Source organism: Psychrobacter sp. KH172YL61, assembly GCF_007182895.1.
GTDB classification, from domain to species: domain Bacteria; phylum Pseudomonadota; class Gammaproteobacteria; order Pseudomonadales; family Moraxellaceae; genus Psychrobacter; species Psychrobacter pacificensis.
Map to the genome: position 1 here is coordinate 2541761 of NZ_AP019516.1, position 24305 is coordinate 2566065.

At 43.1% G+C, this 24305-nt stretch carries 11 protein-coding genes and 10 pseudogenes; 10 read left to right on the forward strand and 11 right to left on the reverse strand.

The window, feature by feature from the left end:
* The first annotated feature begins 132 nt into the window (after positions 1-132).
* A pseudogene (locus PKHYL_RS13600) lies at positions 133-2423 on the forward strand (primosomal protein N').
* A 217-nt stretch (positions 2424-2640) separates the two neighbouring features.
* Positions 2641-3757 (forward strand): annotated as a pseudogene (locus PKHYL_RS19020) (cation diffusion facilitator family transporter).
* Between the two features lie 37 nt (positions 3758-3794).
* Here the strand turns inward: PKHYL_RS19020 and PKHYL_RS13610 are convergent.
* Positions 3795-4049, reverse strand: coding sequence for a hypothetical protein (locus PKHYL_RS13610; protein WP_240365392.1), 255 nt, complete (start codon positions 4047-4049; stop codon positions 3795-3797).
* A 283-nt stretch (positions 4050-4332) separates the two neighbouring features.
* On the opposite strand from PKHYL_RS13610, the pseudogene PKHYL_RS18265 reads away from it, so the two are divergent.
* A pseudogene (locus tag PKHYL_RS18265) lies at positions 4333-5039 on the forward strand (hypothetical protein).
* Between the two features lie 91 nt (positions 5040-5130).
* Positions 5131-7017: pseudogene (locus PKHYL_RS19025) on the forward strand (monovalent cation:proton antiporter-2 (CPA2) family protein).
* Positions 7018-7040: 23 nt separating this feature from the next.
* Here the strand turns inward: PKHYL_RS19025 and PKHYL_RS13645 are convergent.
* Complete coding sequence (locus PKHYL_RS13645) at positions 7041-7970, reverse strand: DUF2628 domain-containing protein (protein WP_240365399.1); 930 nt, start codon at positions 7968-7970, stop codon at positions 7041-7043.
* A 193-nt stretch (positions 7971-8163) separates the two neighbouring features.
* Between PKHYL_RS13645 and trmB the strand changes: the two are divergent.
* From trmB to PKHYL_RS19030, 3 pseudogenes are all read left to right on the forward strand, one after another.
* A pseudogene (gene trmB / locus PKHYL_RS13650) lies at positions 8164-9002 on the forward strand (tRNA (guanosine(46)-N7)-methyltransferase TrmB).
* A 1035-nt stretch (positions 9003-10037) separates the two neighbouring features.
* Positions 10038-11089, forward strand: a pseudogene (recA, locus tag PKHYL_RS13655) (recombinase RecA).
* Positions 11090-11141: 52 nt separating this feature from the next.
* Positions 11142-12225 (forward strand): annotated as a pseudogene (locus tag PKHYL_RS19030) (regulatory protein RecX).
* Between the two features lie 126 nt (positions 12226-12351).
* Here PKHYL_RS19030 and PKHYL_RS13665 read toward each other — a convergent pair.
* The 6 genes and pseudogenes from PKHYL_RS13665 to PKHYL_RS13690 all read right to left on the reverse strand — a co-directional run bounded on the left by PKHYL_RS13665 (position 12352) and on the right by PKHYL_RS13690 (position 18211).
* Positions 12352-13065 carry a YidB family protein gene (locus PKHYL_RS13665; RefSeq protein WP_240365401.1) on the reverse strand — a complete coding sequence of 238 codons (714 nt, stop codon included), beginning with the start codon at positions 13063-13065 and terminating at the stop codon, positions 12352-12354.
* Between the two features lie 254 nt (positions 13066-13319).
* Positions 13320-13769 carry a hypothetical protein gene (locus PKHYL_RS13670; protein WP_093071180.1) on the reverse strand — a complete coding sequence of 150 codons (450 nt, stop codon included), beginning with the start codon at positions 13767-13769 and terminating at the stop codon, positions 13320-13322.
* 52 nt (positions 13770-13821) lie between these two features.
* Positions 13822-14103, reverse strand: coding sequence for an FAD assembly factor SdhE (locus PKHYL_RS13675; protein ID WP_058024586.1), 282 nt, complete (start codon positions 14101-14103; stop codon positions 13822-13824).
* Positions 14104-14197: 94 nt separating this feature from the next.
* Positions 14198-15121, reverse strand: coding sequence for a dihydropteroate synthase (folP, locus tag PKHYL_RS13680; RefSeq protein WP_093071183.1), 924 nt, complete (start codon positions 15119-15121; stop codon positions 14198-14200).
* A gap of 164 nt (positions 15122-15285) precedes the next feature.
* Positions 15286-17179 (reverse strand): annotated as a pseudogene (ftsH, locus tag PKHYL_RS13685) (ATP-dependent zinc metalloprotease FtsH).
* 400 nt (positions 17180-17579) lie between these two features.
* Positions 17580-18211: pseudogene (locus PKHYL_RS13690) on the reverse strand (RlmE family RNA methyltransferase).
* 332 nt (positions 18212-18543) lie between these two features.
* On the opposite strand from PKHYL_RS13690, the gene PKHYL_RS13695 reads away from it, so the two are divergent.
* Positions 18544-18855 carry a YhbY family RNA-binding protein gene (locus PKHYL_RS13695; protein ID WP_058024582.1) on the forward strand — a complete coding sequence of 104 codons (312 nt, stop codon included), beginning with the start codon at positions 18544-18546 and terminating at the stop codon, positions 18853-18855.
* A 324-nt stretch (positions 18856-19179) separates the two neighbouring features.
* The gene (locus PKHYL_RS13700; protein ID WP_240365402.1) at positions 19180-19839 is read left to right on the forward strand and encodes a hypothetical protein; all 660 of its coding nucleotides are present in this window, start codon (positions 19180-19182) and stop codon (positions 19837-19839) included.
* Positions 19840-19974: 135 nt separating this feature from the next.
* Here the strand turns inward: PKHYL_RS13700 and PKHYL_RS13705 are convergent.
* A pseudogene (locus tag PKHYL_RS13705) lies at positions 19975-20702 on the reverse strand (CHAP domain-containing protein).
* Positions 20703-21155: 453 nt separating this feature from the next.
* Between PKHYL_RS13705 and PKHYL_RS13710 the strand changes: the two are divergent.
* A complete protein-coding gene (locus PKHYL_RS13710) occupies positions 21156-21449 on the forward strand; it encodes a hypothetical protein (protein WP_240365403.1) in 294 nt (97 codons plus the stop codon).
* Positions 21450-21702: 253 nt separating this feature from the next.
* Here the strand turns inward: PKHYL_RS13710 and lpxC are convergent, their stop codons facing one another.
* Together lpxC and ftsZ are read right to left on the reverse strand one after the other, a co-directional pair.
* On the reverse strand, positions 21703-22620 hold the full coding sequence (gene lpxC, locus PKHYL_RS13715; protein WP_071003046.1) for a UDP-3-O-acyl-N-acetylglucosamine deacetylase: 918 nt from the start codon (positions 22618-22620) through the stop codon (positions 21703-21705).
* 315 nt (positions 22621-22935) lie between these two features.
* Positions 22936-24141, reverse strand: a complete 1206-nt coding sequence (ftsZ, locus tag PKHYL_RS13720) for a cell division protein FtsZ (RefSeq protein ID WP_240366541.1) — start codon at positions 24139-24141, stop codon at positions 22936-22938.
* Between the last annotated feature and the right edge of the window lie 164 nt (positions 24142-24305).

Genomic DNA, 24305 nt, shown 5'->3' on the forward strand with positions numbered 1-24305 from the left:
GATAGTAATTTTTTAGATACTCCTATAACAGTCAATCTATCATAAGCTTAGCATCATGCTAAGCTTATTGGTCTCTACCTCTTTTTCTTCATTTCACATCAATATTAATCTGATAAGACTGCGAAGCCGTTTATGTTGGTACAAGTTGCGCTGCCCGTACCCCCTTTATCGGGTGTTTGACTATAGCTTACCGGCGGATATGCTTGCTTCGCCAGACCGTCTGATGCCGTCAATTGGAAGTCGCGTTGAGGTTTCATTTGGCCGCCAAACCTTAATTGGTATCGTGATTGCTCATGTTTCTGAAGATGAAAGCAGTGTACCCGTCAATAAAATCAAACCGATTAATAAATGTTTGGACGCTGACCCTATTTTGGATCCCAGCATGCTCAAGCTGGCTTATTGGCTGGCGCGTTACTATCATTATCCACTTGGTGATGTCTTAGCCGTCATCCTGCCAAGCCTTGTCCGCCAAGGTAAGCCACTAGATCTGCTAATTACTCATTGGCGAATATTGCCGCATATCACTGATGAAGATTTTCGTGCCAATGCAAAAAAGCAAAAGCAGCAGTTTGACATGCTAAAGCTACATGGTGAGCGCGGTGCTAGTGAAGATGTTTTGCTATTAGAAGGGGATGCAGCGAGCATTTTTAAAAACGCTCGAAGACAAAGGTCTAATCGAGCGCTATATCCAAACCAAGCAATCCCCCTTCTCCCGTGAAATTGGCAAAATGCCGCTTGTTCTCAATGATGAGCAGAAACTTGCCGTTGATGCCATCGTTGCTGCGCATAAATCTGAAATCTATACTGGCTTTTTATTAAATGGTATTACTGGTAGCGGCAAAACTGAAGTCTACTTACAAGCGATGCAGGCGGTACTAGAAGCAGGCAAGCAAGTGCTGATCTTGGTGCCAGAAATTGGTCTCACACCGCAAACACGTGCACGCTTTGCTAGTAGATTTGCCGCTCATATTGTTTTGCTGCATTCCGGCTTGACTGATACCCATCGTTTGCAAGGCTGGCAAGACTGCCGCACCGGTCATGCACAAATTATCATCGGTACGCGCTCAGCAGTGCTCTATCCATTTGCAGCATTGGGATTGATAGTCGTTGATGAGGCGCATGATGGCTCGTACAAACAGCAGGATACTCTACGTTATCATGCGGCTGATGTCGCACTCTATCGCGGCCTACAGCACAACATACCAGTCATATTAGGTACGGCAACGCCTTCTCTTGAGCATCTGAAACTGGTCGAAGACGGCAAGCTGATAGAGTATCAACTACTGACTCGTCCCGGCAATGCCAAGCCTGCAACCATGCAACTGATTGATGCGCGCCTGCAAAGCACTCACCAGCAAGCGCAACATGATGGTGCTCGCTATGACACGGGGCTGACAGACTCAATGATTGGGGCAATTAAGCAAACGTTAGAAGCCGGCGATCAAGTCCTGGTATTTTTGAATCGTCGTGGCTATGCGCCTGTTTTATTGTGTGAGGCTTGCGGTTGGCAGGCAGATTGTCCCCGCTGTGATGCTCATTTGACCGTTCACTATAACAGTCTGGCGCAGCGCAGCGGCTATTCAGGTAGCTCTTATTTAAAATGCCACCATTGCGATTGGCAGGCTTATATTCCTACAGTATGCCCTGATTGTGGCAGTCAAAACCTAGATGCCAAAGGTATGGGTACGACAAGGCTCAGCGAAAACCTGCATGCAATCTTTGCCAATCCCCAAACCAGCAAAGTGATTTATCCAATTATCCAAATCGATCGTGATACCACAAGACGAAAAGACAGCTGGGAAAATATCTATCAGCAAATCAATCAAGGCGATCCTGCGATATTAGTTGGTACACAAATGGTGGCTAAAGGTCATCACTTTCCTAATGTCACGCTGGTCTGCTTACCCAATGCCGATCGCGGATTTTTATCAGCAGACTTTCGCTCACCTGAGCATACAGCGCAGCTCATGATACAAGTAGCTGGCCGTGCGGGTCGAGGTGACAAAGTGGGTCGCGTCTTGATCCAGACCCTACAGCCTGACAATGAATTACTGTTAAAACTGGTCAAAGATGGTTATTTATCGTTTGCCCGCGAGCTACTGCAAGAGCGTAAAATGATGGGCTTACCGCCTCACAGTCATGCCGCACTGATACGCTGTGAGGGCAAGACGCTGGCAGCTACCACACAAGCGCTCAAGGATGCTATTGCTCACTTACCCAGTGCGCACCATCTTGCGGTTCTTGGTCCTATTGATGCCCCAATGAGTAAAAAGAACAGCCGCTATCATGCGCAGCTACTACTCTTAGCCAAAGATCGTGCGCACTTACATCATGTATTGAACCAATGGTGGCAGCCCGTACTTGCCTTACCAAGTGCTAAATACCTCAAGCTTACCTTAGACATTGACCCCGTTGGTTGGTAAAACCGACACTTATCATTCGTCGGTGTTCTATATAGTGTTGTAATTTTTGTGATTTGTGCCTCCTAATGATTTTTACTTTGTCGTTACAGCTTCTCAGGCGTGGCTATGTTAGATTTATAACCACTATCAGGTGGTATGTATCCAAAAACCTCCTGCTACCTGAACCACAATGGATATTGTTTACTAAACCTCGCTATTAGCTGACTTGAGTGTTGTTATGAATCAAAATAATCTTAGCACTGACGAGCACGATCATAATCACCATAGCCATGAGTACAGTCATGACCATGACGACCAGTTAGAATCGTCATCATCGCAAGACACCAAAGGTTATCAGCGCACCTTGCTGTTTAGCTTTATTATTATCACTGGTTATATGTTTATAGAGGCTATTGGCGGCTGGCTTACTGGTAGCTTGGCGCTATTGTCCGACGCAGGTCACATGCTGAGCGATGCGGTTGCTTTAGGCGCGACCTTGATGGCATTCAAAATTGGTGAAAAAGCAGCCACGCATCAAAAAACATTTGGCTATAAGCGTTTTGAGATACTGGTCGCGACCCTGAATGGCGCTACGCTCGTTTTTATCGCCTTGATGATTTTTTTATGAAGCGATCAAACGCTTTAACTCTCCACCAGAAATCGCAACCCAAGGTATGCTGATTGTGGCGACGGTCGGTATGCTGGTCAATATCTTAGTTGCATGGCTCATGCACCGCGGCAGTCAAGGTGGAGAGTCACACGGGCACAATCATGGTAGTAACGATGCCGCATTAACAAAAACACCCGATAATAAAGAACCTGTCAATCTCAATATGCAAAGTGCTTATTTGCACGTGCTGAGCGATCTGCTGGGCTCTGTTGCTGCTATTATCGCTGCGCTGTTGATGATGGGGTTTGGCTGGGTATGGGCAGATGCTGTGGCATCCGTGATTGTCGCCATTCTTATATTAGTCAGTGGATACCGTGTCGTACGTGATTCTGTGCATATATTAATGGAAGGCACCCCTGCCAACATATCGCTAGTCAACGTTGAGCAAAAATTACTCGCACACCCTCAAGTACAAAAAGTCCATGACCTACACGTTTGGAGTATTACCAGTGGCCTACACGCCCTATCTTGCCATGTCGTAGTCGATGGAGACATGAGTATTCATGAGTCGAGTAGCCTCATTGCCAATCTTGAACAAAGCCTATCAGCGCTCGGTATTCATCATGCGACTATTCAAGTTGAAAGTTTGTCACATCCACAAAACGGCTCACATAGTGAGGCTCTTGTTTGCGATATTTCGGGACAAGCACCTGCTGGCAACAGTCATATTGGTCATAATCATTAAGAGCAAATACCAGTATAGAAACTTGGCCAATTATTGGTTATGTTTTATCAAATGATATAAATAAAGCAATATGTGCCAAATAATCCAAGCAGCCATCAACACCCAAAGGCTGATACCAACCACGAGTAACATCATTCTGACCCATATATCGAGGGCAGCCATTGCAGATATTTGGCAAATAAGTAGGCCCCATATTTGACATCATCAGCAACCAAAACGCAAGTGCGAGTATGACACTGGTACAAATGACGATAAAGGCTATTTGCCAATCATCTTCAATGAGGCTCGCCACTTAGGACAAGCTGTCAGTTCTGATGAGTAGTTACTCATAAAGGTCATTCTCAATAATCTGATTGGCTATAAATCATTGTTGTCTTACATAGTATTAAAAGTGAAAACCTATGAGCCAATAAAAGAAGAAGGTTTCACCTAAGTTTGCCTAAAACTTGTTTCTACGATTGTAATAGCATGTTAAAACTGATGAAAAACCCTATCTCTCGACCATATTTTTGATATAAATTCTGTATACTTAAGACTGACTACCCCTTTTCACGATCTATTGATGATATAACATTATGTCTAGACGTTCAGCACCCTTTGTCGCCCCAGACTATATCGATGATCCTACGTCAAAAGACGGCAAAAAACACGCCAAAGTTTTGCTATCGACGCTGCAAGAGGACATTGCAAACTTTCGTCATGAGCAGTTTCCGCCTGATATTTTGCGCCAGATTCGCGATATGCCTATCTATGAAGGCAACTTAGCAGAGGTACAGGCTTATCAGCAACGTTGGCAAAATCTACTTGAGCGCGCCAAGGATTTTTTATCCAGCGGCCAATATGCCACCTGATTATCTGCCACTGCCTGCCAGTCTTGAGATACCGCAGTTTATCTACCATGTTCAGCGCCTACATTTAACCAAAACGCGAGCCAAGGAATCTAAAAGCTTTGGCTCAGTTGGGGCACTAACTGATAAATGTGGTGACTATACTGATGATGAAGTCGCTCGCATGACAGCGGTACTGGATAATGATGACGACGCGCGTTTGGTCGCTCATCGTGAGTTTATCGATCTGCGCGCTTATGTGTTTTGCCGCGATAGCAAAGGGTGAGATGCTAGAGCCTGAACGGGTACGTTTTTATCGTACTGGCCTTATTGTCCATGCTTTGCCTGATTTTAAGATTGTCGACAGCAGGCAAACACCGCGCAAGCGCCGCAATGACGCTTATAACAATCCGCTTGCAGATAATGGTGTTTGGAAGATTTATCGCAAAAAATAATGTATGTTGATGCTATATTTTTTCGCGAGTCTAATTTTAGTTATACCCGTTTTAAATTGCTTATTTTGTCCTAATTTCTGAGGGATTCCAGATGTTCGCTGCCGCCGCCGGCTCACCAAATTTAATGTTACAGGCCACTATCTTTTTTGGGAGCAGCGCTGCTCTTTGTTCCCCCTTGGTAAACGCTTCGGTATTGCAACGGTCCTAGGCTACCTCATCACAGGGCTTATATTGGGTCCAAGCGGTTTGGATGTGGCGGGTGATGCTGAAAGTCTACTGCACTTTTCAGAGTTTGGCGTGGTCATGCTGCTATTTATCATCGGGCTTGAGCTGCAGCCATCGCGGCTTTGGGCGCTGCGCCGCTCTATATTCGTTCTTGGCGGTCTACAGGTTGGGCTGACTGGTACACTATTGATGGGGCTATTGCACCATTTTTTCGCCTTACAGCTAGATACTGCTTTTATCGTTGGCTTTGGTTTAGCACTCTCCTCGACCGCTTTTGTGCTACAGATATTGACAGAAAAACAGCAACTTTCGAGCACACATGGCCGCGAAGCTTTTACTATCTTACTATTCCAAGATATCGCGGTTATTCCTTTATTAGCAGTCATTCCGTTCCTATCAGGGGTTCGTGAGCAAAGCTACGATTTACTGTACTTTGGGAAAGTATTCGCAGTCTTTGCTGGTCTCATTTTTGCCAGTCGTTATGTGGTTCGACCATTCTTTAAGTTTGTGGCCTCAAGCGGTGCTTCAGAATTACTGACAGCAGTCGCGTTATTTATTGTTATGGGCGTGTCTATTTTGATGGGTCAAATTGGTCTATCAATGGCACTAGGTGCATTTTTGACAGGCGTGTTGTTAGCTGACTCTGAGTATCGTCACGAGTTAGAGGCCAGTATCGAACCGTTTAAAGGATTGCTATTGGGTCTATTTTTCATGTCGGTCGGTATGCTCACTGACGTCAAACTCATTTTGGCCAAGCCGATATTTATCATTGGCTGTGCCCTCGCTTTAATGTTTATCAAATTTGCAGTGATTGCAGCCATTGCCAAAGTATCTGGCAACCGCTGGCCAACCAGTATCAGATTGGGTGTGACCTTGGCACAAGGCGGTGAGTTTGCCTTTGTTCTGTTCAGTGTCGCCACCGCCCAAAGTGTCTTACGTCCTGATCTTGCCAATACGCTAAACCTTGTCGTTACGATCTCAATGGCACTGACACCATTAGCCTTTTTGTTGTTAGAAAAATAGGCGAACCATTATTTGCCAAACGCAAACCAAGTCGAGAATACGACACCATTCCCGATCATGAGCATCAGGTAATTATCGCAGGCTTTGGCCGAGTCGGTCAGATCATTGGTCGTGTGCTTCGTATGCATAACATTGAATTCACAGCCATTGAACGTTCTGCCAACCGAGTAGATTTCGTGCGTAAATTTGGTAACCAAGTCTATTACGGCGATCCAAAAAACCCTGAGATTCTACGAGCTGCCGGTATTCAAAAGGCGCGTGTCTTTATTTTGGCCATTGATGACCTAGAGCGCTCCATCACTACCGCTCAGTATTTACGCAAAAACTATCCTGAGCTGATTGTATTAGCCAGGGCGCGGGATCGTCAGCATTACTACCGCTTACGCGAAGTTGGTGTGCGTCACATTTGGCGTGAGACTTACTTGTCATCTTTAGACATGTCGCGTGAATCGCTACAGCTACTCGGTATCTCTCCGGAAAAGCTCGAGAGACAGTAAAAACATTCCGTGATTATGATGATGACTTAATTGAGCGTCAGCAAGCCATTTACGATGATGAAGCCAGCATGATTGAGTCTGCACAATCAGCGATGGCAGAGCTTGAAAGCCTATTTGATGAAGATATCGGCAAAGCGCGCAAGATGGATTTGACCGATTTCTACGAAGCCTTAAAGAGCCAAGCGACGCCAGTTGACGAACCACACGATACCGCAACAGACTCTAAACACTAGCAAAAACTAGATAGGTATAGCCCCTAGTCAGATAGACAGTTTTTAGGGGCTTGTTTTTTATTTAGTGAGCTTGTGCAATCCCAGTTATCACTGTCTGGTATATGATAAAAAACCAATGTCTGCTCGTTCAGATAGCGGATTGGAAATGTCACGTTCTGGATCGTAGCAATCACCGCGCAATCCGTCTCTAGCACACCAGCCGCTTGACTATCGACATGCATACGTACCTGCTGCTGCTCGGTACTGAGTGGCAAATCTACAGGACATCGCCCAGTCTGCTGATAAATCAATGCCACTCGGTTTTGGGCGTTTTTGGCAATGTCATAAGCATCAAACAACACTTCATTTTCTTTTGGTTTGGCGATAATAGGTAAAAACTGCACCTTAATGACCAATAATGCAAAGGCGAAAAAACCAAACCCCAATGCTAAGCCAAATAAACTGACGCCGCCTTCTTTTTTCAAATGCGCTTGTTGTGCCGCCTCATCTCGCGGATAATCGTTAATCGCATCCGCGATCTCACGTCGCGCCATCCGGTAATAATATGCATCTGTCCAGCGTGCCACCATAGCAGACCAAAACAACCAAATAATCGCAGCAATACCGATCCGCGTCGCCATTTGATAAACGTCTGGCACATAAGACATCGCCACAAACTCAAAGGCAACAAGCACAATGGCGACATTAAGCTGAATAAATGACCATCCTGCCACGCTATACACAATGGCATCCATATAGCGTTTACGGTATAACAGCCAAGGAAACGTCATAAAAAATGCAGCCCAATGCCATTTTGGCGACAGATAGCCTTGCTGATCAAACTCCTCAAAGCGCTTGAGATAATAGCGCTGGGTACGATCACCGATAAACCATTGATCCAGTTGCTTGCGTTTAGCAGGTGTTAATGACTCTTGATAAAACGGTGGCGGTGAATCCGTCTCAATAAATAGCATGGCAATACGCTCTACTGACTCTAAAAAACATCCTTAACAATGACACTATGATAACGCTAAAACCCATATCTAGGATAGAGAAACGACAGAACTGAGCAGCAAACGCGCTAAAATAAGATTGTACGTTCACAGTTGTATGGATTTGACTTATAATGAGTCAACATCACCCACTTAATTAAGCCTTACAAATCCTATGAGTCAACATTCTGATATCAATGACACCATCAACAGCCTTGACACTACTGATGAGCAAACCTCTAATAATACTAGTGCGCCTATCGATACGGATACAAACGCTAGACATGAGATAGAACCTGGCTCTGACAAACATATCCGCATCGTTAATACTTTTATGAAGCGGCGTACGCACATGAACAAAAACGCCGAGCTAGCACTTACCGCGCCAGAGTTTTCTGAGTATCTGGTCAATAACAGTTTCGGCGATGGCGATCTTTCAGGTATTGATGATTTGCGAGCATTGTTCGCTGATAGTCCAAATGGTTCTGACGCACCGCTGACCTTGGAGATTGGTTTTGGTTTGGGTGATTCATTTATCGAGATGGCAGCCGCAGAGCCCGCGCGCAATTTTGTTGGTGTCGAAGTGCATGAACCAGGTATTGGTAAATGCGCTTATATGGCAGGAACGCAGAACTTGAGCAATGTCAAAATCATCAATGGCGATGCTATTCAATTGCTGAAGCAACTACCAGAAAATCATATTGACCGTATCCAGCTTTACTTCCCTGATCCATGGCAAAGAAGCGTCATTACAAACGCCGTTTTGTCAGTCCTGAGCGTATGGCTATCGTTACGCGCAGTCTAAAACAAGGCGGCTGGTTTCATACAGCCACGGATTGGGAGCACTATGCATTTTGGATGGTTGAAGTTTTGGATGGGTTTGCTGGATTGACCAACAAAGCAGGCGCAGGCAACTTTACTGACCGTCCTGACTTTCGTCCAATGACCAAATTTGAGCGCCGCGGTCTTGAGCGTGGTCACGGGGTCTGGGATTTGATCTATATCAAAGACTAACAAATACAATCTTGCTATCGATAATTTTGACAAAGCGGCTATTCTATTTAGCCGCTTTTTTATGCCCGTTTATAAGCTTGCTATCACAGCAATAAACGTGCTTGGCGGGTCGTTGGTTGCTTTTATCTCGTCATACTCTTGACTTCAAAGCCCTATAGTATGGTAATACGTGGAAGAATCACAAATTGTAATTATGTGAAACATAGCGCTTAGAGCACAGGTTGTCGACGAAAAATCATCTTCAACGCTTGATACTGGAAGCTTGCAATATATAACCTATACACGCAAGCATAGATACCATAAGGGCTTCAAGAGTTCTCCCCATAAGCTGTGGATAACCCTGTGTATAAGTGGCCACTTGACAACCATGTGCCTAGGTAACTTAAAGGTTAAGATAAAATCGTTCATTTTTTGTACAATTTAAAAATCATTTAAAAACAATAACTTATATTAAATATAAAGCCATAAAAAATTATTTTAAATATTTTTAAAAATAATTTAGCCGTTTATAATGTTTCACAACCAATAAAAATGAGTACATTATTTGCTGTGGACAACTCATAATTCTATTGACAAACATAGCTGTTATCAGGTTCAAAAACACATTTGAACAGATTGCTATCTTCGTGAATCCTCACTCTTATATCGTACGACATTCAGTGTCGTTTAGCGTCGTCCAAGACTCAATATCGCGCTTGGATTTTGTTATAATTACTCTATCGAATCAATAGCACTACAGAGATTCAGATAGCTATTAGTCGTTAATATCCGACTCAAAAGCTATTGTAACTGTGATTGATTATGAACTTATTTTTACTTCTCTCGTTATTTAATTTTACTGTATAGTAGAGCGATATCTCGATATTACTACTGATAGCAGTCATATGACAACCTGTGTATTTAAGCCAGTTGTCAGAGCGCGAATAGCTATATGATTTATCTTATTAGCGCTGCTCAGTATGCACCAGTTATCACTCTTAGACGTATAAATCTTTTATCTATAGCGCCAAATCAATTATCAAAAAGGAATCCAGTATGGACGACAATAAAGCCAAAGCCCTCAAAGCGGCATTAGGTCAAATTGAAAAGCAATTTGGTAAAAATACCATCATGCATCTGGGTGATGATTCAGCCATTCTTGATGCCGATGTGGTCTCAACAGGTTCTCTTGGTCTAGATATCGCACTTGGTATTGGTGGATTGCCGAAGGGTCGTATCATCGAGATCTACGGCCCTGAGAGCTCAGGTAAAACCACAATGACCTTGCAAGCAATCGCGGAGTGTCAAAAACAAGGCGGCACCTGTGCATTTATCGATGCTGAGCATGCGCTTGACCCTGTGTATGCACGCAAGCTAGGCGTCAATACCGACGACTTATTACTGTCACAGCCTGATAACGGTGAGCAAGCGCTTGAAATTACTGACATGCTCGTGCGTTCAGGCGCAATCGATATGATCGTTGTTGACTCGGTTGCTGCCTTGACTCCGCGTGCAGAAATTGAAGGCGAGATGGGCGACTCACATATGGGCCTACAAGCGCGTCTGATGAGCCAAGCGCTACGTAAGATTACTGGTAATGCTAAACGCTCTAATTGTATGGTTGTGTTTATTAACCAAATCCGTATGAAAATTGGTGTTATGTTTGGTAGCCCAGAGACTACAACTGGTGGTAATGCCCTTAAATTCTACGCCTCTGTACGTATGGACATTCGCCGCATTGGTGCGGTCAAAAATGGCGATGACATCATCGGTAACCAAACTCGTGTTAAAGTCATCAAGAACAAAATGGCACCGCCGTTCCGCCAAGCTGAGTTTGAGATTACTTATGGCGAAGGTACCAACCACTTGGCCGAAGTGATTGACTTGGGTGTCGAGATTGGTGCCGTTGGCAAGGCAGGTTCTTGGTACAGCTATGGCGATGAAAAAATCGGTCAAGGTAAAGCCAACTCTGTGCTTTTCTTAAAGAAAACCCTGCTATCGCCAAAGAGATCGAAGATAAAATTCGTGATGAAAAGCTTGGTAAGAAAAAAGATAGCAAAGCGCCTGAAACTGACGATGTAGAACTGGCACCTGACTCTGTACAATAATGGTTCACTAGTAACCATTATCAGTAGCTGCTATAAATAATCATGACTTATTATGAAAATTAAAACATTGGCTGAAATCTTAGCTGAGTCGGAAACCGGCTCAGCTAGTTCTGTTGATAGCAAACGAAAAAAACCTACTAAACGCTCCCTATCAAAACACATCTAACAAATCAGGTAAATCTAGCAAGCTTTCTAAAGTCCCAGATCAAGTTCATTCAAGCACTAGTGAGCCTACTGTTGACACATCATATTTTGAAGAATCTTCTGCTAAGATAAAAAAAACTCTAAATCCAAAAAACGTAAAAAACGCTTTCATCCAGCTGCTAACTTCACCGCTGAGCCAAGCGATACACCTGCTTATCAGCCACCTGAAGCACAAACCATCAAAGAGATGCTGGCCGAGGTCAAGAACAGCGTACATAGTGGTGATGCAGAGAATGACATAGCTGAAAACGACAACTATGCCCCCTCGTTTGAGCAATCAGAATGCGGAAGTGAACGTCCATCATTTGATGATAGTGCAGTAGAAAACCAAAACGATAATATACCAGCCGCGCTTAAAGCTTACCTGCGTACCCCAGAGCAAAAACAAGCAGAGATTGATGCTATCAAAGCTGAGAGCCGGCTACGTTGGCTTGCCTTCTATTACTTGTCACGACGCGAATACGGCAAAGCTGAGCTCAAGCAAAAGCTAATCGACAAAGAACAAGACCCAGAAAAAATAGATGCCCTACTTGATGAGTTTGAGGAAAAAGGCTATCAAAGTGACTACCGCACCACTCTTATGCTGATACGTGAGAATATCCGTAAAGGTCGGGGACGCGGGCGTATCAAGCAAGAGTTCTATCGCAAAAAAATCGCGATGCCAGGTAACATCGATGAATTGATTGATATGGCAAATAGTGAGTCTGAAGAGTTTCGCGAGTTCGTTGATCCTGATGACAGCTTAGTTGAGGGGGTTGATTGGCTAAAACTGGCTGTGGTAGCCCGTACCAAAAAATACGGTGATGACCTACCTACTGAGCAAAAAGAAAAAAGCTAAGCAGTTGCGATTTTTGCAGTACCGAGGGTTTAATACAGATATCTGCTTTGCAGCACTCAACTACACCGTAGAGACGTTAGATGAGCGCTTTTGAAATCTTCATAGCACTGCCAAACGATCTCTGAACATCAATACCATTGTCATTGTAATGAACACAAAGAAGAGCACGTTATTAAACGCGCTCTCATGATATAAATCTAGGCGGTATTCAAACTATTTGTTATTTTAATGTTCCAAGACGACTAGATAACTGATTGATAATTTGATCAATCTCTTCATTAGCTTCTACTTCATTATCTAGATTGCCGTTAGGCGTTAGCTGGTTCATTACCTCAGGTAGTAATTCAGCCAAACCTTGACGTACTTCTGTTTCGTTTGCACCCGTACGCGCTGCTACTTGCTGAATCTCACGCTCATCAAACAGCTGATTTATCTCACTTGGGTCTAGATTGTCATTGATTTCATTGGTACTCATCCAAGAGCGTACCTGGTCGCCATGACCCATACCAGTAATTTTCGATAGTGCACCGCCGATACCGCCATTACGCTTGATCCAGCTCAGCACCATTGGCATAAGGACAGCGATAAGCATCCCCTTACCACCAAAGCCACTGCTGTTACGCTGACCCCCTAGTACACTGCCTAAAATATCGCCCAGTCCACCAGCGCCTGAGCTGACGCTACCACGCTGATTACCACCAGCCAGACCACCAATGATATCATCTAAACCAAAACCATTATCTGGCTTACGATCGTATTGCTGCGGATTGTAGCCACCTGCTTGACTACCGCTGCCCAATACGCTGCCTAGTATATCGCCCAAGCCACCTGTACGACGTGGATTGATACGTTGATTCACTGGATGGCGTTGAGCATCCTCTGGATTCATTGCACTACGGGCCACTTGGCTCACTAAATTCCCTAATAAACTCATGATCTCTTCCTCTTATCGTCATATTATTTATGATACAAGCCGACTGCCTACCGTTGTCCATACTGGTTTTTCATGGCATAAACTGGAAGTACAATGCAGTTGGTTCATATACTTTATTTATGAGTTTCAATATAACAAAACTCTTTGGAGACCAAGATAGGTATTTTGTTATGACATGTAGGCATTCGTAAGCCTATAACAGATGAGTAAGACTAAATAGAAACGTGAAGATCAATCAGTATATTTTACCCTGTTTAATCCTTATTAATATTGGCTAAAACACTAAGCGTTCGCCATTCCTCTGGGCTTACTTGATCACAAAATATGGTGATAGATAGAGGGCGCTGATAAGGCTCTACTATGTTGAACTCAAGATTTATCGCCCATTGATAGTAATGTGTAGAGAGTAGCTGTGCTTGCCACAGCTCATCGCCTCGACTTGTCTGAATCAACAACTGCCACTGTTTATCCATACGTTGATCAAGTGGCGGCTGACTCAGATGTCGTAGTGTCAAACGTGTCAGAAATAAATAGCCAACAATGGCTAGCGAGACAGTCAAAATCAGCAAATATTGCCACCATGCCAAAGCCGCAAGCCACGCTAAGACAATCATGATCGCACTTAAACCCACATAGAGCAGCCGGCGTAGCCGACTGGTAGAATGAATAGCTGTATCAATGCGCAGCGCCGTTGCTAGGGTCATATGGGCGCGCCATGAGAAATCATCAGTATTGTGCCTATCAAATACAGAGCCTCTAAACCAAGTCTTTGGTGTGTCGCCATGTTTTTATTTTATTAACGAGTGCCCATATATCATCCTCTGCTGGACGATTTTGATTGGTAAAATAATCCAATAGATCCGGGTCCTCATGGGTGAGCATTTGGGCAAAGGTCTCTTGCTCAGCAGAATCTGCTGTCAGATACAGCTCTTTGACATAAGGATCGATATAAAAATCTAACTCTTTCAAGCCGCGACGAGCTTGATAAATAATACGGCGCTGCTCATTGGTCGGTTCTGGCTGAGTGATACTGGTCATAAAGATACTCTCTTTCATTTCAATAGTTTTTGATGTGGTATTCAATCATAGTGGAAAATTAGATTGTAGATATTGTATTTATCACGGTGTGGCTTTATCGAGTATTTGTATTAATAATACAATGCTCATGATGGTACGCTGATAATTGACTCCATAGTGCCACTGCTTGCTGCATCATGCTTACATTATGCGTGCGAATGATGCTGGCACCTTGTTGTAGCGCAAATATCCCAGCAGCAGTCCCTACTGCGTCTCGTTCTATGGCTTGAGTGGTCTGTACTGTTTTGACACCACTATTGGTCAATACCTCTCCTAAAAAGCGCTTACGTGAAATACCAAACATCATTGGCAAACCCAATGCCTGTAAGCTGTCTAACTGACTTAATAAAGCACAATGATGCTCATAGTTTTTGGCAAAACCAAAACCTGGATCAATAATAATATTTTCCTGCTTAACCCCAAGGCGCGTTACCTCTTTGATACGTGTGGTCAGTTCTGTGCTCACTTCATCAATCACATTATCATACTGTGCCAGATTGTTCATCGTCGTTGGCTCACCGCGCATATGCATCAGCATGACAGGAATATCAAGGCTAGCGGCCAGTTCTGCAGCGTCAGTACGTTTTAACGCCCTGACATCGTTCCAAATATCAGCACCAGCATCAAACGCTGCCTGCATGACCTCTGGGTTGCTGGTATCAATAGATAACCAAATATCATCTCCACAATGCTGGCGTATAGCTTGTACCACTGGCACAACCCGTTGTAGCTCTTCAGTAGTCGATACAGTATCTGCATTGGGGCGAGTAGATTCACCGCCAATATCAATAATAGTAGCACCGTTATCCATCATCTGCTGACAATGAGCAACGGCATTCTCTACCGCATTAAACCGCCCACCATCCGAGAATGAATCTGGCGTTACATTCAAGATACCCATGATATGCGGCTCAGACAAATTCAAGGTTTTATTACGGCTCGATATTTTATAGTTGGGTAAAGGCTGAAATAATGACATGAGCGATCCATCATAAATAAGTTGTATAAAATAGCTCGAGAGTTCGTTATCTGTGCTTATGATACCAGTAAATCTTATGACGTCCTAAGCCCTTAAAAGAATGATGACAATAAAAAGGCCCTTTATGATAAAGGGCCTTTTATTAAACTTCAATCAGAACTGCCTTACATCGCCGGTAATGGTGGCGGTGTAGAAGTAGTCGTCTTAATGTCATTTTTGACAAGTTGACTTCGTTATGTTGATAGACTCTTGGTGGACGCGGTTCTTCACCTGCTAGAATATCTTGCAGCTGGTCACGGTCGATGGTTTCCCAATTCATGAGCGCTTCAACCATTGCATGCATTTTATCTTGATTGGCTTCAATCAATTCGCGAGCGATATCGTACTGCTCTTCTAGCATACGGCGCACTTCTTCATCAACCTTTTGCTGCGTGGCTTCTGAAATCGTACGACCACCACCGCCAAAGTATCCTTGCGAGCTGTCATCATCTTCATACACCATGATACCTAGTGCATCAGACATACCATACTTAGTGACCATCGCTCGTGCCATTTTGGTTGCACGTTCAAAATCATTTGAAGCACCTGTTGACATCTGATTAATAAAGACTTCTTCAGCAATACGACCACCGAACAAAATCGCAATGTCGTTTAACATCTTAGATTTATACATGCTGGTTTGATCGTGCTCAGGCAGCTGCCAAGTAACACCAAGCGCAAAACCACGAGGCATGATAGTGACCTTATGCACCGGATCTGTACCTGGCAGTAGTTCAGCTACTAGCGCATGACCCGCTTCGTGATACGCGGTCGCACGGCGCTCTTCTTCGCGTATCACCATAGATTTGCGCTCAGGACCCATGTATAGCTTGTCTTTTGCATCTTCAAAATCATTCATGTCGACACTGGTCTTGTTACGACGCGCGGCAAACAAGGCTGCTTCGTTTACAAGGTTAGCAAGCTGTGCACCACTGAACCCTGGCGTACCACGAGCAAGAGAACCTGCATCGACACTGATGGTGTTCGGCAACTTTCTTAAGTGTACTTTTAAGATTTGCTCACGGCCTTTGATATCTGGCAAGCCCACTTGAACCTGACGGTCAAAACGACCTGGACGCAACAATGCTTTATCAAGCACGTCAGCACGGTTGGTTGCAGCAATAACGATAACACCTTCATTGCCTTCAAAACCATCCATCTCAACCAATAATTGGTTCAATGTCTGCTCACGCTCGTCGTTACCGCCGCCCATGCCAGAGCCACGATGACGACCGACTGCATCAATCTCATCAATAAAGATAATACAAGGGGCGCTCTTTTCGCCTGCTCAAACATGTCGCGTACACGTGATGCACCAACACCAACAAACATCTCAACAAAATCAGAACCTGAAATTGAGAAGAATGGCACTTTAGCTTCACCAGCAATGGCTCTTGCTAGCAATGTCTTACCCGTACCCGGTGGACCTACCATCAAGATACCACGAGGAATCGTGGCACCAAGTTTGGTAAATTTATCCGGATCACGTAAAAAGTCAACCACTTCAACGACTTCTTCTTTGGCTTCTTCACAACCAGCCACATCTTCGAAGTTCACCTTGATTTGGTCTTCCGTCAGCATTTTGGCTTTTGACTTACCAAAGCTCATTGGGCCGCCGCCTTTACCGCCTGCACCGCCCTGCATATTACGCATAAAGAATAAAAACAGACCAATAATCAGTAAAATTGGGAAACTGGCTATCAGTAGTTGCATCAATACGCTTTGGCGCTTTGGTGCGGTCCCTTGGACTTCGACTTGGTTCTCACGTAGCATTGGCATCAACTGGTCATCTGACACAGCCGGTCTAATGGTCTCAAAAGATGAGCCATTTTTCTTTTCGCCGGTGATCTGTTCGCCGTCAATTTCGACACTGGCTACTTGGTTTTCTGACACAGCGGTCACAAACTCAGAGTAGTTAAGGTTATCTGGCTCAGATGATTGATCAAAGCCGCTAAACACCAGCACTAAAACGCCGATTACCACCAGCCACAATAAGGTATTTTTTACCATGTCGCTCACTAGTTATTCCCATCCCTTACTTATTGGTGTGTTTACTAAACACGTGACGTCTATAAACGTATTGCTCATTTTTAACGAGTATCCCGATAATAAAAAGCTGCTAAATTAAATTTATATGATTTACAGGTAGCATAAAATTGCTTTTATAAATAATCAGTATGAGATAAACATAGATATACGATCATTGAGCTTGTAAAACGCTTATTATCAGACGACTTTGTCTAAAACGTATGCTAAAAACAAAGGTAATATACCATGATATATGGCGCTAACCTGCATAATTCAAGCAGGTTTCACGATTATTCAGTTAATGAATGTAGCGCTTTTTATACGACCATAATGATAGTTTATGGTGACTGATTAACTCGCTTACAATAGTAGCAACTCATTGATGTTAAAACTATTTAATCGCCACCCAAAACATCTCTTTTGAGCGCGGACGTGACGCACTTGGTTTTATACTACGAATCTTACTAAAATCCTGCTGCATCTGCTTGCGTAATTCTTGTGTGCCTTCGCCCTGAAACACTTTCATAATAAGTGCGCCACCTTTTGGTAAGGTTGATAAAGCAAAGTCCACTGCCAGCTCGCATAAGTACATCATACGCGGCTGATCGATAGCGCTATTCCCCGCCGTATTGGGTGCCATATCAGACAATACCACGTCGACTTGCTTATCGCCTACTTCTGCCATAATGGCGTCAAACACTTCAGCTTCACGAAAATCACCTTGAATAAAGGTAACATTAGGCAAAGCATCCATCGCCAGAATATCAGAGGCAATCAAGATACCGTCGTCACCAACCAACTGTCCCGCTACTTGAGACCAACTGCCAGGCGCACTACCCAAATCTACCACCGTCATGCCTTTTTTAATCAGGTTGGTTTTTTCGTTAATCTCTAATAATTTATAAGCGGCACGGGCACGGTAGCCATCTTTTGAGCCTTTTGTACATAATGATCGTCAATGTGCTCTTTCATCCAAGCACTGCTGCTCTTTGATAGTTTTTTGTTTTCGATACGCGTGGCCAAAATACCTGCTCCTATTGCTTTACTAAATCTAGCTGCTTTAATTGCGCTATCGCTTACAAACTGATACTAATCCGTTGCGGATTATTCTAAATACGGTGTTAATCAGATTTTTATTCATGGTTGGTCGCAAACTGACCAAATTCTATTGGTTAAATGACTGTTTTATAAGGCAGTAGCGTTTATAATGTACCAAACATTCAGTTTAACATTTTCGTCACGTAAAATCGTGCAAAATCCTGCTGATCTCATGCAAGATGGTCACAGATTATCTATAATGATCCATAACTGTTTTGACAGTACCATTTTTATTTTTACCAACACCTAGGAATTCTATGCAACTCGATAACGCTACCATCAAACGTCTAAAAGGCATCGGTCACGAGCTAAAGCCTATCGTTATGATCGGCAACAAAGGTATTACCCCAACCATTACCGAAGAGATTGATCGCGCGCTAACAGATCATGAGCTTATCAAAGTAAAACTGCCTGCTGGCACCAAAGAAGAGCGCGACATCGTTGGCGCTGAACTTGCTAAAGCAGCTAATGCGTCTTTGGTCCATTCTATTGGACGTATGGCATTATTGCTACGCCAAAATCCAAATGCCAACCCTAAACTGTCTAACCTAGCACGTCACGCGCAGTAATATGTCATGACAAGCTTTGCTTGAATAACAGTAGGCCGCATCAGCTTAAATAATGACGGTAACTATAAAAGCCGCGATGCATCTTGCTCGCGGCTTTTGTCTTGTCTGCTGGTTTTGGATCTGCTTAGTGTAACGTATCAGCCTAGGGCATATCCCTATTTAAAAATGGTGATAAACGTTTGAATTCGAGGTGCGCCCTAGTTATTCGGTTTAATCTTTTACCATTAATTTTTAAAAGTATTATAGAGTTTGATAAATAATGAACCAATTTTTTAATCTTGTTATAGCCGCCGAGACGCTAGAAAAGACGCACAGCAACTGGACGTGACGGTAGAAGCATTACAGCGTATTTGTGTCAAGGTGAACGCTAAGATCGTTCGACAGCCAATATTACAATTACAGTTAACCTATCAAATTACTTTACCCAGTCAAATATTAGCCAATCAATTGGTTTGGCCAACTTGGCAGCAAGCCCGAGTAGGATTTGCTGATTATCTGTGGGAAGAGACTTGCCTTGAATGCTTTATCATGGGTGACACTCTAAGTGATGAGGCTGCTACTGAGACTCAAGACGCTGAATCTTACATTGAGATTAATGCCAACCCTGATGGCCGCTATGCACTCTATGAGTTTAAAAGCTATCGTCAACCTGCCACATTGCCACCAGCACCTTTATACGAGACTGATGGACACACACGTGCCTCTATTGAGTGGACGGATAATATAAATACACAGGACATAATACAGAAATCGTTGTTTGACAAATCACCAGCAGCGTATTCCATTCATCGCTACGAGCGAGGCTTTAACGTTCCTCTGGTCGAACTTCCTAATCAAAAATACGCCATTGCAAATACGATTATTGAGCAGATACATCCTTGTGTTATTTTACAGCTCGGTAAGACCGCTTTATATTTTGCCTCTCAGCACGCCTCCCCGCCTGATTTTCATAATCAAGACTATTGGCCAAAATTTGCACTTTGATTTACTTTTATGATCTGCACTCACTTAGATACAGTTATTATTAGATATCATTATTTAAAGCACAAAAAAAACCCAGCAATGTCATAAAGAGCATTACTGAGTTTGGAGAAAACTTTTAATTCGTTTAACTGATACTTATTTGTCAGCCATCGCAAGGTAGATACCACGGTCTGATGCATCATCAACATACTGCGAATCACGCCATGTGGTATAGCTGTAAGTACCGCTATATGGGCTGATGCTATTTTGACGGAAATCAGATACCCAGTCATTGCCATCAAAAATCTGGATATGACCATGTGGACGGCTTGAGGTGCGGTTATAGACAACGACGTCACCAACTTGAGGTTCCATATCGTTACTAATTTTGGTAAAGCCTGCTTGGGCTAGTGTGCCACGAGAGGCATATTGATAAGCTGAAGGATTAGGCGTAAATTTGTAACCTGCTGACTGTAGCGCTTTACGTACATAGCGAGCACAGTAGCCAGAACTTCTAGATAGTGCAACTCGTGAGGCATTTGCCGCTGCGATAGCAGGAGCAGAGTTGCGATCAGGAACACGACTTGCTTGCTGTTGATGCTGCTCATATGACAAACGGCTAGTGAGTGACGCAAGCTGATATTCTTTTGCTTAGCATGAGCGCTTAGATTGTCAATGGCTTGACTGATCTCATCGTTGCTATATACATGAGCACCACTGTTAGTGCTATAGATGTTGCGACTAGAACCATAGTTCGCAGAAGTAGAGATATTTGTGATGGTATGACTCAAGGTATTATTTGGTTGAAAGGTTATTTCGGCAGCACCACTCGTCTGTGCGATACCCATTCCCAATACTGACAAAATTAATAAAGCTTGTTTCATAAATTTACTACCTATTGTTAATACAAGTCTGCTCGTCATCCGTGACGAAACATCAATTAATTTAGAGGATATAATCATTAAAAAACATGATAAAATCCTTATCACAACAGCTCGTTCTTTTATAGTGACTAACACCAGTATCACCACCCGTTTAGTCAACTACCTCATAAAATTTTGCTATATATCGCTTTTAGCATGTCTATTCTACATATCGAGTTTGTCACCTAATAGATGAGTCATCACGATGTCAAAAAAACAGCCTAATCGGCTTGCCCAGCTTATAGATCATCAAGCCTTTGCTGGTAGCGCGCTACCTCAACCTCTGCTAATAACATGCGGCTATATATAGAAGCGACCAATGAGGTAAAAGAGCTGCTGGTAGACTGTCTACCTGAGGAAATCCTCAATACTTGTTGGGTCGTAGGTTTAACCTCTGAGCAGTTAATACTCAGTGTGGGTTCGACGACAGCTGCTAATCATATTCGTTATTTACAGAATGCGTATTTGCAAGTATTAACAGAGCAGTCAATTACATTTAAACAACTCAAGCAAATTCGCGTTGTAGTAGCTAAAACATTTGCTGATAATTATTCATCTAGACAATCATCAGCGTTATTAGCAGCCTTGCCCAAACCTAGTAAAGCCAATGAAAATCAGGCTCTTAGCCAAAACACAAAACGGACTATATCACAGGCTGCAGAGCATGTCACCACTGATGAAAATCTAAAAAAGCCCTCCTACGCTTAGCAAATCATTAAAAATACAGATATTACAATGTAAAGTTATGTAAATAAAACCATAAAGTGAGATTGATAACGCTGCTTTTTGTAATGTCTTAAACAAAAAATCATCTACAGCTTTTACGCACTCTGCCTTAGAATAAAATTCACAAAATGCTATAAACTTTATATTTAAAATATTGCATATTATATAAATGTAATTATAGCGTTGCTATGTAATATTGCGTAAATGTTTCGATACTTCGTGTATATTCCTGTATTTATCCTTCAACTGCTAAACCATTTAGCGGTGAATATTCGATCGGGCATGTTACATTGTCATCAAAAGTTACAATTTCAAAGTTATTTTTATCAGAGAGTATTTCACGCACTAACAAATTATTTAATGCATGACCAGATTTGTAGGCATTGAAACGACCGACGATAGGATAACCAATCAGATATAAATCCCCGAGCGCATCTAAAATTTTATGGCGAACAAATTCATCATTAAAGCGTAGGCCTTCTTCGTTAAGAATATTGGCATCATCGATGACGATGGCATTTTCCATACTGCCGCCCAAGGCCAGATTATTCTGACGCAATTGTTCTATGTCACGCAAAAAGCCAAAAGTACGTGCTTCGCTTAGCTGCTCAATAAAGTTTTGGGTAGAGAATTGCAGTTGAGCATGTTGAAAATTTCTGTCGATGGCAGGGTGATCAAAGTCAATCTCAAAATTCAATTCAAATCCATCGTAAGGGCGTAGCTCTGCCCATTTATCATCTACTTTGACGCGTACTGGTCGTACAATCTTAATGAACTTCTTTAAAGCATCTTGTTCACAGAATCCTGCATCAAGTAGCAAAGCAACAAAAGGAGCGGCACTACCATCCATAATCGGTATTTCTGAAGCAGAAACACGAATCAATAGATTATCTACCCCAAGCCCAGCGATCGCACTTAGCAAATGCTCAACCGTACCTACACGCGTACCACCAAATACTAAGTTTGATGACATCATGGTGTCTTGCACCAAAAAAGCACTTGCTGGAATAGGCTCGCTGCCTACAATATCAGAGCGCTCGAAAACAATACCAGTATCAACCGGCTGTGGGTGAAACTCCAAGTCAACAGGCTGACCACTATGGAGACCAGTACCTGTAACGGCTATCGCTGTCTTTATGGTTCTTTGGTTCATGGCTGTCTTCTCACATATTTTGTTACAATTGACATAGTGTACCACTACCTTCCCCATATCCGCTACAAATAAAAAGGGTTAATTTCCTTATCTCTTTGATTGATAACACTTATCGTCATTATCTCATCATATATTTTCACAGTTTTATGCCCTGTTGAAGGCTTCGAAACACTAGATTCTGGATATATTTTTCGATCAGAAACATTTTGCGATACTCCTGATTGTGTTACTCTCCTTTTATAGGCCAGTCTTTTCTATGTAGACACAAAAAAGCCAGCGTTTGAGCGCTGGCTTTTTTTAATTTAATACTAAAAACTATTTGTTCTGTTGACGCTTCAGATAGTCTTGGATGCTATTGGTTTTAGTTTTTGTCTGCTCTTGAGGCGCGCTTGGACGTGCAGTATTAACGTTATCTTGATGCAGTTGAGCTTGTGATTTCTTCTGACTATTTAATGCACTGGTATGTACATTAGGATCAACAGGTTGTGTACTATTGACAGAAGGAATCGGCTGCTCCACTACTTCTGGCTCTTGCCCTGCGTTTTCATCTAAGGTCAGACCTGTTGCAATAACCGTTACATGCAAGTCATCACCCATTTTTTCATCGATTACAGAGCCGTAGAAAATATGAGCATCGTCGATATCCGTAATCTCTTCAACGATAATGCTGATTTTGCTCATCTCGTCCAGTGATAATGACTCAGAAGAAATCACGTTGACCAATAGACCTTTCGCATTTTCTAGACGTAAATCATCAAGTAGTGGTGATCTGATGGCTTTTTCGGTGGCTTGACGTGCACGATCATCGCCACTTGCACGGCCAATACCCATCATTGCATGACCTTTAGCCGTCATTGCCGTACGGATATCGTTAAAGTCAATATTGATCATACCTTCGCTAGCGATAGTCTCTGCAATACCTTGAACCGCATGTAGCAAAACATCGTCCGCTTTTTTGAAAGCGTCTTGCATAGAGATGTTACCGTATACGCTCATAAGCTTGTCGTTTGGAATCGTGATAATCGAGTCCACGAAATTAGTCAACTGCTCGATACCTGCTTTCGCAGCTTTAATACGTTTGCCACCTTCAAATTTAAATGGTGTGGTCACAACCGCAACCGTCAACACCTCCATTTCTTTGGCAATACGTGCAACCACGGGTGCTGCACCTGTACCTGTACCACCACCCATACCAGCAGTGATAAATACCATATCTGAGTTTTCAAGCAATGCACGGATAGCTTCTTCTTCGCTTTCTGCTGCTTCACGACCAACTTCTGGATTTGCACCTGCACCTAGACCACGGTTCGTTTTTGCACCAAGTTGTAGTTTGTGCGGTGCAGTCAGACGATCTAGCGCTTGCTTATCTGTATTAGCACAGACGAACGTTACACCTCTAATCCCTTGTTGTACCATATGTTCAACCGCATTACCGCCGCCGCCGCCAACACCGAATACAGTGAAGCTCGCTTGGCCGTTATTTTGAAGCTGGTTATCATCTGGCATGGTGTATTTTGACATAAAAAAGATTCTCCAGTTGCAGATAGCGTGTAGGTCGATACGTAGTAACGCACTCATATGGCGCGCTATCGACATACTATATATAAATGTATTTAAATAAAACAGGGCTATGGATCAAATAGTTCAGCGCGGACCATAATAGGTCATCATCGCTTAAGGTATTA